This is a genomic window from Sphaerotilus microaerophilus (genome assembly GCF_023734135.1).
Classification (GTDB): domain Bacteria; phylum Pseudomonadota; class Gammaproteobacteria; order Burkholderiales; family Burkholderiaceae_C; genus Sphaerotilus; species Sphaerotilus microaerophilus.
On record NZ_AP025730.1, the window covers coordinates 3,603,677 to 3,616,090 of the forward strand.

Below are 12,414 nucleotides of genomic sequence, written 5' to 3' on the forward strand. Positions count from 1 at the left end.
AATACCCCCCTCACCTCCCACCCCTTTCCCCGAGACACCGCCCCGCCCACGCCCCACGATGAGGCGTGCCCACCACCCCGTCCACCGCCAGCCTCCCGCCACCGACGACCCGCAGCACCGCGCTGCGCCGCCTCGTTGCGCTCATCGCTTCCTCCAGCCTGCTGATCACCCAGACCACCAGCCTGGCCGGCCCACATGACGAAGGCCTGGCGGCGGGGCGTGCCGCCAACCCGGTCATCCGCGGAGGCATCACCACCCCGAGCGCTTCAGCCGCGGTGCCGGGCTACACCAGCAGCCCGGGTGAGCGCAGCTTCTACCGCCAGCCCAACCTGGCAACGCAGGGCAACAGCCTTCTGGCAGCCTGCGCCAGCACACCTCAGGACCCGGTCTGCCAGGCCCTGCTGGGAGCCCAGGCCTCGGCCAACACCGCCCGCCCGGGCCTGGCGGTGGATGACCCATCCGTCGCGGCTGCGCGAGCGATCAACCGCTCTCCCTCGTCCCAGCTGGGCGATCTGTCGGCCTACTACAGCGGCTGCAGCACCAGCGTCACCGCCCTGCCGGCACGCGTCGAGCCACGCAGCTGCCTGCGCTCCGCTGAACCCGGCAGCCTGCGCTGCAGCCGTCAACTCAGCGTTGCCATCACCCGCAGCAGCAGTTGCACCCCGGGCGACTGGTTCGCCCACGCCGGCTCCGGCTCAGCCGGGCTGGATGCGCAGTGCCTGCCGGACCGGCCGCTGACGGCACAGCGCTTTCGGGTGACGCAGGGCGGCAGCCCCCTGGCCTTCTTTGATGTGGATCTGACCCGGCCAGCGCCCTTCCCTGCGCTCGTTGCCGTGCTCGGCAGCAGTCCTTCTGCGCTGGACGGGCAGCCGATCCGTGAAGGGGTCTGGGTGTCCGACTCCGCCTGCAGCGGCCCGGTCTGCACCCTGACCGCGCTGATCGCCCCGGAGCGGCGCGAGACCTGCATCGGCGGCAATGAGTCGGTGCTTTCCTGCACCAGCGTCGAACCCTTCCTGCCCACCTACTCCGCCTGCCCGGCGGGCACCCAGGGTGGTGACCTCATCCAGGCCATGACCTGTGCGGGAGACAACGGCTGCAGCAACACCGGCCTGGACCCGCAGCGCTGTTTTGCCCCTTCCTCCGGCTGGACGCCCTACACCGGCTCGGACAGCACAGGCAGCCTGGCAAGCCTGTACTGGACCCCGGCCAGCAGCCGCAGCGTGGTGGGCTGGGCGGTCAACCCGCTGTTCGGCCCCATCCCCACGCTGCAGCTGTCCTACGAGCCGGCCCGCTCCACGGTGACGGAGACCGACCGCTGGGACGATCAATGCCCCAACCTGGCAGCAGGCGGACGCTGCACAGCCTCGGCGACGTCGGCGGAGGTCTGCACCCACGGCCCGGCCACCCAATTGATCGACGGCGCGCCGGTCACCCGGGACTGCTGGGAGTACAGCCGCAGCCTGACCTGCGCCGGGTGGGTGCCGGCCGACCCCTGTGCCGAACTCGTGGCAGCCGGCTGCACGCCGCAGGGCTCCAGCTGCCTGCACAGTGATCCGGCCACCGGCGCCTGCCGGATGGTCGAAGAGCGCTTCTCCTGCCCCCGGCCTGCGGAGACGGTGACCAGCGCCAGCGGCTGCCCGACCCAGACCTTCTGCCTGAACGGCAACTGCTTCGACACCTCAGCCCCGGCCGATGCGGACTTCGCGCGCAGCATCACGATGCTGGAGGCTGGCCGGCAGGCCGGGGTCTACCTGGACACCGACCGCATGGAGGTGTTCCGAGGCGAAGGCAACCGCTGCCGCGATCGCCTTTTCACGAACTGCTGCAGCGCAGACACCCGCGGCGGCTCGATGCACAACCTGGCGGTGCTGGGCATGGGATCCCGGCTGGTCTACGACCTGCTGATGAACCCCGGCAACCAGCGCTTTGTGCAGCAGGGCCTGCAGGCGTTGCTGATGGGCCAGGGGTTTGTGGGCAGTTTCAGCAGCTATGGCATCACGGTGGCGGTCAACGGGGCAGCCCTGCCGGCCGGCTCGGTGGCGCTGTACTCCGGCGAGAGCGTGGTGGTTGCCTTCGATCCCTGGACGCTGGCGGTGGCAGCGGTGTTCTACGCCGCGCTGTCGCTGACCTCCTGCAACGAGGACGAAGCCCGTCTGGCGATGAAGGAAGGCGCCGGGCTCTGCCACAGCGTGGGCGACTGGTGCTCCACCTGCCTGAGGGTGCTGGGCAGCTGTGTGTCCTGCACCGAACGGACCACCTCCAAGTGCTGCTTCAACTCCAGGCTGGCCCGCATCATCAACGAGCAGGGCCGCCAGCAGCTCGGCAAGGGCTGGGGCAATGAACGCTCGCCCGACTGTTCGGGTTTCACGGTGGCGCAGCTGCAGGCGCTGGACTTTGCCGCCATGGACCTGTCGGAGTTCTACGCCTCCCTGGTGCCCACGCTGCCGGACGCCGCCGCCCTGCAGAGCCGGGTGGGCAGGCGGGCGCCCAGCTGCTACTACGGACAGGGGAGTTGCCCATGAAGCCGGTGTCTCCCCTGCTGGGATTGGGTCTCCTGTTGGCCGCAGGACCGACTCCCGCCGCCGGCAGCCGGCTGGCCGTGGAGGATGCGCGGCCGCTGATGCTGCGGGCCCTCGATGCGGCCGATGGGCGCGCCCAGGGTGTGCTGGTGGGCGACTCTGCGCGCAGCCTCGCCCAGCACTTCCAGACCTCGGCACCGGTCCTGGTCGATGTGGTCACGCTGCGCCACTTCTCGCAGCCGGGCTGCCGACGCCTGCAGGTCACCTTCCGGCAAGAAGGGGTGCGCCTGACGGGAGCCGACCTCGCGGGGCCGCGGTCGCTGGCCTTCGGCATCAACTTCTGCCGCGACGGGCAGCCGCCCCGGTCGCTGGAGTGAGACGCCATGTCGGGTGTGCCCGCCCTGGAATCCCTGCTGGTCATTGCATTGGCGACCTGCGCCCTGCCCTGTCAGGCTCAGGGCAGCGGCTACTGGACCGATGCCTGGCGCGGCTGGCACTTCTACGAACTGCCGGAAGAGCCGGAAGGGCCGGCACCGCGCCCTGTGGCCCGTCCAGCCTCCGCTGCCACGGCTTCTGCTGTGCCGGATCGAGCGTCTGTCACCCGCCCACCCCGGGCACCGGAGCTGCTGGAGTTCGAGCGCCTGCAGAAGGCGCTGGAGGAGCTCCGCCAGATCGCCATCGTTCAGCCCAGTGAGGCCAACGTGCGCCGCTACATGGCACTGGAATCGCAGGTGGTGGCACGGGCCTCGGCCTTTGCGGACGTGGCCCGGCGGGTGGCCTGGATGCAGCCGGAGCTGGACCCCAGCCTGCAGGGCCGGCCGGTGAACGCCCTGGCGCTGGAGGTCTACGACCAGCAGCAGGCCCAGTCGCGCAGCCGGGCGGTGGCGGCACTGGGGCGCGACCATGTGCTGCTGTTCTTCTTCCGCAGCGACTGTCCCTACTGCCATGCGATGGCGCCGGTGCTGGCGGCGTTTGCTCAGCAGCATGGGCTGCGGGTGGAAGCCGTGACGGTGGATGGCGGCTCGCTGCCGCAGTACCCGCAGCCACGGCAGGACAACGGCATCGCCCGGGCGTTGCAGGTCAGCCAGGTGCCGGCGCTGTACCTGGCGCAGCCGGGGGCAGGGCGCATCACGCCGATCGGCTTCGGGGTGCTGTCGCAGGCGCAGCTGCTGGAGCGCCTGGGCAGCCTGGCCGAAGGCGCGCCAGGTGGTGCAGCGGGTGGTGTGGTGGGAGTTGCGGCAGGAAGCACGGCACTTCGCAACGATCTGACCACCACCGCGGCCCTGCCCGGCCCAACCTGGGGAATCAAGCCATGATCGACCTGTCCGTGTTGCGTCGTCGCACGGGGTGCGCACTGATCGCTTTGAGCTTGGCGCTGCCGCATCCACTGGCCCTTGCGGGGGATCTCAACAGCGAGGTGGACACGATGTTCCGCCAGCTCGGGGCGGTGGGCAACGTCACGGCACCGGGTGCCTTCCGCGGCCAGGCCTTCAACACCTACACCGGCGGCAGCTTCTTCATGCGCACGCCCAACAAGGTCTACCAGTTGGCGGCCGTGCAGTTTCCAAGTGCCAAGGGCGGTTGTGGCGGCATCGACGTGTTTGCAGGCTCGTTTTCTCACCTGTCGGCCGACGAGTTCAAGAACATGCTGCGCAACATCACCGCGGCCTTGCCGGGCATTGCGTTTCAGCTGGCGCTGGAGTCGGTGTCGCCCATGCTGGGCGGCCTGACGAAGTGGGCCAAGGGGCTGGAGACCTGGATCAACAACGCACGCATCAGCTCCTGCGAAGCCGCCAAGGCCCTGGTCAGCTCGGCGGCGGACGCCACCGGGTTCAGCTCGCAGGAGACCTGCGCGGACCTGGCCATCGAGATGGGGCTGGAGAGCGACCGGGATGGCGCGCGGCGGCGCTGCGCCGCGGACCGCCCGAGCATCCTGGCCTCGGCCCGGCGCTCGTCGGACCCGAACCTGCGCAACCGCGCGCCCTTTGTCGGCAACCTGACCTGGAAGGCGCTGCAGTACGCCAGCAACCAGCTCGACGATGCGGAGCGTGAGCTGATCATGAGCCTGGTGGGCACCGTGATCTTCCATCCGGAGGAGGCCGCCCGGGATCCGGAGCCGATCGCGCCCACGCTGACCTCGATCAGCCAGTTGCTGTATGGCCAGGGTGACAGCTCCGGCTCCGGGGTGTCGCAGCACCTGCTGCGCTGCAACAACTACAGCGACTGCGATGTGGTCACGCTGGACACCACCTACAGCCACACGCCTTTCACGGTGAAGGTGGAGACGCTGATGCGCTCCATCGCAGACAAGATCGCCACGCGCACGGCCATCCCGAACAACTCCGCCGAGCTGGGCTTCGTGAACCAGACCACCGAGCCCGTCTACAAGATGTTGTCGGTGGGTTCGTCGATCCCCGGATCGGGCCTGGCGGACAGCCTGATCGCGCAATACCGCGACCTGATCGCCGCGGACTACGCCTATGTGTTCCTGGAGCGCAACCTGCGCCTGGGGATGGCAGCGTTGGACAAGGATTTTTTGCTGCAGCAGGGCCAGCGTGAGCGCGCCCAGCAGATCCGCCAGCGCAGCCAGGCCATGCTGCTGCAGCTGTCGCAGGAGAAGAACCTGCTGTACCAGAAGGTGGGCTCCTACCGCGCGGTGGCCAGCCACCTGGAGCAGCTGGAGCGGCAACTGCGATCGAGCATGCCGCAGCATGTGATGGACCTGCTCGGGCACCGCGCCGCGCTGATGTCTCGCTGAGATTCTGCGAGGTGGGTGGTCATGTGGGAGATCTACGCCTACCAGAACGCCGACAGCCTGTTCGGTGTGTTCAACGCGGCAGCGACCATCCATGCCTCGGGGGACTACGCTGCAGCCCTGGCGGCAGTGGCCTTCTGCGGCTTCCTGGCAGCGTTGCTGGCCTATGCCTTTGCACCGGAGAAGCTGCAGGGCTGGAAGTGGCTGGCCACGGTGGTGCTGGTCTACGGGGTGCTGGTGCTGCCCCGGGTGACGCTGGGCATCGTGGACCGCACCGGTGGCAGTGCCGTCAAGGTGGTGGACAACGTGCCCTTCGGGGTGGCCGCACTGGGCAGCCTGACCAGCACGATCGGCCACACCCTCACCGGCCTGTTCGAGACGGCGTTTCAGGTGATCCCGGGCACGGGGGCATTGCCAGCGGAGCTGAGCTACGAACGCCACGGTCTGATGTTCGGGAACCGGCTGATCCGCGAGGCCGGCACGCTGGTGTTCCAGGATCCGAACTTCCGCACCGACCTGATCCAGTTCATCCACAACTGCACCAGCTACGACCTGCTGGACGGCACCCTTGACCCGGCCGCCTTCAGCGGGTCGGGCGATGTCTGGGCGCTCATGTCCACGCCCAACCCGGCACGGTTCACGACGCTGAGCAGCGGCGCAGCCTCTGTGGTGACCTGCACCGATGCCTACGCGAATCTGAACGCCCGGCTGCCGGTGCAGGTGGGCCGGCTGCAGGCGGGGCTGGCCTTGACGCTGCACCCCACCCTGCCGGCCAGCGCAGCCGCTGCGGTGATTGCCGCTCAGGTGCAGCAGGCCTATCTGAAGAATGGTATTGCCGATGCCGCGCAGACCGCGGCCGACCTGATCCGGCAGAACGCGCTGCTCAATGCCATCGAGGACACCGGTCAGATGGTGGGCCAGAAGATCAACGATCCGGCCGCGATGGCCCTGGCGGTGGGTCGGGCGCAGGCCACCGCGCAGCAGAACGCGGCCTGGATCAACCAGGGCAAGCTGGCCGAGCAGGCGCTGCCGGTGCTTCGCAATGTGGTGGAGGCGCTGAGTTTTGCGCTGTTTCCTCTGCTGGTGCTGATGCTGCTGCTGTCCAGCGGGCGGGAGTCAGTGCTGCTGTTCAAGGGCTACGCGCTGGTGATGGTGTGGATCCAGCTGTGGCCGCCGCTGTTTGCGGTGCTGAACTACATGGCGTCGGTCTACGCGGCGCAGGATCTGGCCGCCGCGGCCGATCTGGGCTCCGGGGCTCGGACCCTGTCGTTGCGCACGGCGTCGACCATCTACAACCGAGCCATCTCCGGCGAAGCGGTGGTGGGCCACCTGGCGCTGGCGGTGCCGCTGCTGGCCTGGGCGTTGGTGAAGCGGCTGGAGGGCATGGGCAGCACTTTGGTGGGAGGCCTCGGGGCCCTGCAAGGCACGCTGTCGGCGGCCACTGGCGGCGCGGCAGCGGGCAACCTGGGACTGGGCAATGTGACGATGGACCAGGCCCAGCTGGCCCCCAACCGCAGTTCGGCCTTCATGAGCCATTTGCAGGACGATCGCAGCGGCAACACGTTCTCGGCGAATACGCTGACCGGGCGAAGCGCGGTGAGCCTGCTGCGCAACCAGGGCTTTGCGTCGCGGGTGGTGTCGATGCGGGTGTCCGCGCAGGAGGTCAGTGAGGCCAGCCGACAGGCCGATGCGGCGCAAGCCGAGGCCACGTCACTGAACCGGGAGCGGTCGGCGGCTTTGACGGAAGCCTTCTCGCGCGGGGTGAATCAGTTGAAGTCGACCGGACAGAGCACTGCGTCGAGTTCCAGCCGCTTCGAGCAGCTCGGCAGCACGCTGAATCGGCTGGATCAGATCAGCCGCTCGGTGTCGGAGCGCACGGGGGTGTCTCAATCGCAGGTGGCTCAGATTGCCTTTGGTGCCCGGGCGGCGTTGGGGCTGTCGATCCTGGGCAGCGGTGGCAAGCTGCAGACGGATGCGGGCAAGCGCTACCAGGCCGCGCTCAGCAGCGATGAGCAGAAGGTGCTGGGGGCGATGAGCAGTGAGCAATTGGCGGAGTTCCGGCAGTTCGGCGAACGCATGTCGCGCGACCGCAGCCTGGTGGAGTTGATGAGCGCCGACAGCCGGGAAGGCCGGGAGCTGGCCTCCCGGCTGGCCAGCACCACCTCCCAGGCCGAGAAGGCGGAGTCCAGCTACACCGAGCGGCGACAGCGGGCCGAGCGGCTGTCCAGCGCCCACGAGCGCGGTGAGTCGATCTCGATCGACATCGCGCAGGACCCGCACAACCTGGCGATGTTCCTGCGCTACGCCGAGGCCTACGGCGGCAGCAGCGCCTCCGCTCAGGCGCTGATGGACGCGGAATTGGCGCGCAGGGGGCTGCCGCCGAATCGGCAGGGGTTGGAAGGGGCGGCCTTGCCGAGTTCGTTCGAGGAGTGGCGAGCAGGAGCGGGACGGACCGGCCCGGCGTCAGAGGCCGGGGGTGTGGTCGAACGGGCCAGGGTGTCAAACGACGCAGAGGTGGCCGGCAGGTCTTGGGTGACACCGGCCGTGCCGGGTGCACAGGCGGCCCAGGTCAAGGAAGGCCGTGCAGAATTTGACAGGCGCGCCGTAGCACTGAAGGAGCAGGTGGCCGGGAAGGTGTTGTCCGCCTCCGCGGTCACGGAACCGAAGGACAAGTCGCTCCTCGGTCAGGTCAGGCAGCAGGTGGCTGAGGATGCCAGTGCGTCGGCCAGGGAGGTGGGGGATGTGGCAGCAAAGGTGTGGCGGAACCTGCGAAGGTGATGACCGTAGACGTACCTGCATCGTCCCAAGAGCGGGCAGGTCGTCTCGGTCAGTGCTCCCGGAGACTGCCTGGGTCTCGCGCAGGCGGGCGGCGCCCGGTGGCGAGAGATATTCCCTGCACCTCCGCCGTTCGATAGGCCAGCAGGCTTTCGATCGGCGGTGTCCTGACGTCACTGACCTTCAGTTCATCCAGATAGTCCGCCCAGGCGACCATCATGCGGCGGCGTTGAGCCACGAATTCGGCGCGATCGTAGGCGGCCCCCAAGGGGCCAGACTTCCCATGGGCGAGCTGGGCTTCAATGACGTCTGCAGCGATGTCGAGTCGCTCTACCATCGCGGTGCGCGCCATCGCCCTGAACCCGTGGGGTGTCATGGTCTCGTTGTCGAACCCCAATCGGCGCAACGCCAGCCGCACCGTGTTCTCGCTCATCGGCCGCTTCGACGAAGTCAACGCAGGGAAGACAAAGTTTCCATGCCCCGTCAGTGCATGAAGGTCGCGCAAGGCGGCAACCGCCTGCGGGGCCAGCGGTACCAAGTGTGGGCGGCCGTTCATCTTCTGTTGACGCGTTCGCTTCATCTTGGACGACGGGATTGTCCACAGGCCGGCATCCAGATCGACCTCCGACCATTCCATTTGGCGCATGTTGCCTGGCCGCTGGAAGACGAGCGCTGACAGATACAGGGCGGTGCGAGTGATTGGGTGACCATGGTAGGCCTCGATGGCTCTCATCAGGTCAGCAATCTGATCCGGTTCAAGGATGGCTGACACGTGCCGGGTCATCACGGGTCGCAGTGCCCCTCTCAGATCTGCCGCGGCGTTTCGATCGCACCGCCCGAGCGACACGCCATATCGAAGCACCTGCCCGCAGGCTTCCAGCAAGGAATGCTGCAACTCCCGCACGCCGCGGGCCTCCACCCTGCGCAGGCACTGCAGGAGGACCGGCGGGGTGATCTGCGGCATCGGAAGCCTCCCAAGCCAGGGAAAGATGTCCTTCTCCAGTCGCTCAAGCCAACGCTTGGCGTAGTGGTCGCTCCATCCGACTTTCTTGACGGAGTGGAATTCTCTGGCAGTGGATTCGAAGCTCTCGTCCCGGTTGCGGCTCTCGGTCAATCGGGCGATCTGGCGCTCGACGACGGGGTCGGTGCCTGCTTGCTGCTGCTTGCGCGCGTCATCGCGAGCGGCCCGCGCATCCTTGAGGCTCACCTCCGGGTAGCTGCCCAAGGAAAGGCGCTTTTCTTTGCCGTCGAAGTAGTACTTCCAGAACCAGCGTCTGGAGCCGGCACCCGCCACCTCGAGGTAGAGGCCGCCACTATCGGTCAAGCGTACGCGGGACTTGCCCTCCGGGCAGATGGCGCACTTGCATTGCTTGTCGTTGAGCATAGGGGAACAAAATCTCGAATGGCATGAAATACACCATTTGTTCCCCTACATGTTCCCCTACCTGCGTCGCGACGTCGCTTGCCGACATCGGACCTCCTGACTCAAACAACTGCGCAAGTCGTTGATTTATCAGGAGTTTTGGGTCTTCACGAGACCCTGTGAAATGCAGGAATGGGGTGGCTGAAGGGACTCGAACCCTCGACGACCAGAATCACAATCTGGGACTCTACCAACTGAGCTACAGCCACCGCAGAGAAAGAAATTATAGACCGGAACTTTGGATCAGTTCAAGCCCCTGGCAGGCCGGGTTGGAAGGCGCAGCCGCACGCGCGGTGCGTTGCGGTGAACGCCATTGAACGCCCTTCAGACAGCTCCTGAGGTCAACGCGAGGCCCCCGAAGCTGCAACGTCGGCAGCCGCCGCGGCCTTGCCGGTGACCGATGCCTTGTAGCGCTTGCGCAGCGCGGCATAGTAGGCCTCGCCTTCGGCCTGGCCCCAGATCTGCGCGTACTGCGCGCGCGCCTGGGCCGCGTCACCCAGTGCGGTGGCATCGGCAGGGAGCACCTTGTGCAGGCGCACCACGGCGTAGCCTTCCCCGCCCAGGTCGACCCCTTCCCAGCGCGGCAGCCCGGTGGGCGAGGCGCGCAGGACGGCATCGAGCAGAGCCGGCGACAGGCCGTTCGGCTTGTTGCGCGACACCAGCACGGCCGCACCCAGGCCGGCGGGCGCGTCCTGCTTGGCCTGCCACTCCTTGAGTCGCGCAGCACCGTCGTCGCGTGCCGCCTGGGCGGCCTTGCGTTGCAGCACCGCGGCGCGGACCTGCTCACGCACATCGGCCAGGGCTTGGCGACGTGCCGGGGCGTACTTCACGACGTGCGCGGCCACCAACTGGTTGGCGCCGATCTCGACCACTTCGGTGTTGCGCTTGCCGCTGAGGTTCTGGGATTGGAACAGGGCCTCCAGCAGCTTCGGGCTGCGCAGCACTCCGGCGGGCTCGCCAGAGCCGGCTCGGCCGACCCCCTCGGCGTGGCGCAGTTCGAGCTTGAGCTTGTCGGCCACGGGCTTGAGCGTATCCTCCTGCTCGACCAGGTTGGTGAACTGCTCGGCCGCCTCGGCATAACGGCGTTGGGCCAGCTGTTTCTTGACCTCAGCCTCGATCTCGGCGCGCACGCTGTCGAAGCTGCGGCGCTCGCCGCCGCGCACGTCCAGCAGTTCGATGACGTGGAAGCCGAACTCGGTCTCGACCGGTTGCTCGGCCAGTGCGCCCTTCTGCAGCGCGAACACGGCGTCCTCGAAGGCCTTGGAGACCATCGCGCCACGGCCAGCCCACTCCAGGTCGCCACCGCGCGAAGCGGATTCGGCGTCGCCGGAGTGCTTTCGTGCCAGCTCGGCGAAGCTGCCGCGCGACTTCTTCAGCTCGGCGACCAGCGCCACAGCACGGGCCTTGGCCTGGGCCTTGGCATCGGCCGCTGCACCGGCAGGCACGGCGATCAGGATGTGGCGTGCGCGGCGCTCCTGCGGCTGGCCGAAGCGCGCAGCGTTCTCTTCGTAGTACTTGTGCAGCTCGTCATCGGCCACGGTGATCGTGCGCGAGATCGCGGCGAGATCGAGCAGCAGGTAGTCGATGCTGGCGGCCTCCTGGGACAGGAAGCGCGCGGCGTTGCCCGGCTCGTCGTAGAAGGCCTGCACCTCGGCGTCGCTGGCCTGGACCTTGGCGAGGTAGTCCTTGGCTTCCAGGCGCAGCACCTGCACCTCGCGCTGCTGGAAGTAGGCGTCGAGCGCCGCGGTGGCGGCCGACTGCGGCGCCAGCACCGAGCCGCTGACGCCGAGCAGGACCTGGCGCAAGGCGAGGTCCTGGCGCACCTGGGCATCGAGCATCGCCTCGTTCAGGCCGCGAGCGGCCAGCATGTCACGGCGAGCCGCCTTGTCGGCCTTGAGCAGCCAGGCGTAGTTGGGGTCGGTCTGGTAGACGCGCGCCAGTTGGTCGTCGGTGGGCGCCAGGTGCTGGTCGGCCACGGCGGCGAAGAGCACCCGTTGGCGCACCAGCTGATCGAGTGTCTGCCGCTTGAACTCGGGCGAGTCGAGCAGCTTGGCATCGATGCCAGGCACCTGGGCACGCATGCGCTCGGCCTGCTCGCGGTGGGCGGCATCCCACTCCGTCTGGGTCACATCGCGGCCGTCCACACGCGCCACCGCTGAATTGCCCTCGGTGTAGCGCTGGTAGCCCTGGATGCCGAACACCACGAAGGACGGGAAGATCAGCAGCACGAGCACGAACTGCAGGATCCGGTTGTGGCGGCGAACGAAATCGAACATCAATGCTTCCTTGCGTGGGCCGGCGCGGCACGGGACCTGGCGCCAGACACGACAAAGGCGAACCGGGGTTCGCCTTCTGCGCTCGTTGGACCGGCCAGACCGCCTGGGGCGGCTTGACAGGCCTCGATCGGGGTGGGATCAGACAGCAAATCGGACAACCGGAAGTGGTGGGTGCTGAGGGGCTCGAACCCCCGACCTACGCCTTGTAAGGGCGCCGCTCTACCAACTGAGCTAAGCACCCGGTGGTCACATGCTGCCGAATCGGACAGAGGTCTGTGCCCGCTGGGGCTCAGACGATGGCGTCGCGCAGCGCCTTGCCGGGACGGAACCGGGGCACCTTGGACGCCTTGATCTGGATGGTTGCGCCAGTGCGCGGGTTGCGGCCGCTGCGCTCTTCGCGGGTGGACACGGCGAAGGTACCGAAGCCCACCAGGGTCAGGCTGTCGCCACGGGCCAGCGTGTCCGTCACGCCGCCGATCACCGCCTCCAGGGCTCGCGCGGCAGCGGCCTTCGAAATGTCCGCCTGTTCGGCGATGTGGTCAATCAATTCGGACTTGTTCACAAACTACCTCTCAAAATGGCTCTCACGACTGCGGTCGGTCGTTTCGGCGAGGTTTCAGCCCGCAGACGAGACCGGTCGGCCCCGCCTGCACCCCGTCCGGTATG

The 12,414-nt window shown here is 67.9% G+C and carries 8 protein-coding genes and 2 tRNA genes; 5 read left to right on the forward strand and 5 right to left on the reverse strand.

From position 1 onward, the window contains the following. Positions 1 to 65 precede the first annotated feature (65 nt). Genes traN through NGK70_RS15495 form a run of 5 tightly spaced genes read left to right on the forward strand, consistent with a single transcriptional unit; the run spans position 66 to position 8,052 of the window. Complete coding sequence (traN, locus tag NGK70_RS15475; RefSeq protein WP_251969413.1) at positions 66 to 2,522, forward strand: type-F conjugative transfer system mating-pair stabilization protein TraN; 2,457 nt, start codon at positions 66 to 68, stop codon at positions 2,520 to 2,522. Then, a complete protein-coding gene (locus tag NGK70_RS15480; protein ID WP_251969414.1) occupies positions 2,519 to 2,896 on the forward strand; it encodes a hypothetical protein in 378 nt (125 codons plus the stop codon). Before traN ends, NGK70_RS15480 begins: the two co-directional genes overlap by 4 nt. Before the next feature lie 6 nt (positions 2,897 to 2,902). After that, entirely contained in the window at positions 2,903 to 3,835 is a 933-nt protein-coding gene (gene traF / locus NGK70_RS15485) for a conjugal transfer protein TraF (RefSeq protein ID WP_251969415.1), read from the forward strand. After that, positions 3,832 to 5,277: a conjugal transfer protein TraH gene (locus NGK70_RS15490; protein ID WP_251969416.1), complete on the forward strand. Its 1,446-nt coding sequence runs from the start codon at positions 3,832 to 3,834 to the stop codon at positions 5,275 to 5,277. Before traF ends, NGK70_RS15490 begins: the two co-directional genes overlap by 4 nt. Positions 5,278 to 5,298: 21 nt before the next feature. Then, positions 5,299 to 8,052 carry a conjugal transfer protein TraG N-terminal domain-containing protein gene (locus NGK70_RS15495; protein WP_251969417.1) on the forward strand — a complete coding sequence of 918 codons (2,754 nt, stop codon included), beginning with the start codon at positions 5,299 to 5,301 and terminating at the stop codon, positions 8,050 to 8,052. A gap of 49 nt (positions 8,053 to 8,101) precedes the next feature. Here NGK70_RS15495 and NGK70_RS15500 read toward each other — a convergent pair whose 3' ends face one another. The 5 genes from NGK70_RS15500 to NGK70_RS15520 all read right to left on the reverse strand — a co-directional run bounded on the left by NGK70_RS15500 (position 8,102) and on the right by NGK70_RS15520 (position 12,310). After that, a complete protein-coding gene (locus NGK70_RS15500; RefSeq protein WP_251969418.1) occupies positions 8,102 to 9,433 on the reverse strand; it encodes a tyrosine-type recombinase/integrase in 1,332 nt (443 codons plus the stop codon). Between the two features lie 172 nt (positions 9,434 to 9,605). Beyond that, a tRNA-His gene (locus NGK70_RS15505) sits at positions 9,606 to 9,681 on the reverse strand. A gap of 132 nt (positions 9,682 to 9,813) precedes the next feature. Further along, positions 9,814 to 11,748, reverse strand: a complete 1,935-nt coding sequence (locus NGK70_RS15510) for a SurA N-terminal domain-containing protein (protein WP_251969419.1) — start codon at positions 11,746 to 11,748, stop codon at positions 9,814 to 9,816. 165 nt (positions 11,749 to 11,913) lie between these two features. Further along, positions 11,914 to 11,989, reverse strand: a tRNA-Val gene (locus NGK70_RS15515). 48 nt (positions 11,990 to 12,037) lie between these two features. Then, entirely contained in the window at positions 12,038 to 12,310 is a 273-nt protein-coding gene (locus NGK70_RS15520; RefSeq protein ID WP_251969420.1) for an HU family DNA-binding protein, read from the reverse strand. Positions 12,311 to 12,414 lie beyond the last annotated feature (104 nt).

What these genes read in the sequence shown, in the direction of transcription:
- NGK70_RS15480 (WP_251969414.1), top strand. Translation starts at nt 2,519, where the DNA reads ATGAAGCCGGTGTCTCCCCTGCTGGGATTGGGTCTCCTGTTGGCCGCA.
- traF (WP_251969415.1), top strand. Translation starts at nt 2,903, where the DNA reads ATGTCGGGTGTGCCCGCCCTGGAATCCCTGCTGGTCATTGCATTGGCG.
- NGK70_RS15490 (WP_251969416.1), top strand. Translation starts at nt 3,832, where the DNA reads ATGATCGACCTGTCCGTGTTGCGTCGTCGCACGGGGTGCGCACTGATC.
- NGK70_RS15495 (WP_251969417.1), top strand. Translation starts at nt 5,299, where the DNA reads ATGTGGGAGATCTACGCCTACCAGAACGCCGACAGCCTGTTCGGTGTG.
- NGK70_RS15500 (WP_251969418.1), bottom strand. Translation starts at nt 9,433, where the DNA reads ATGCTCAACGACAAGCAATGCAAGTGCGCCATCTGCCCGGAGGGCAAG.
- NGK70_RS15510 (WP_251969419.1), bottom strand. Translation starts at nt 11,748, where the DNA reads ATGTTCGATTTCGTTCGCCGCCACAACCGGATCCTGCAGTTCGTGCTC.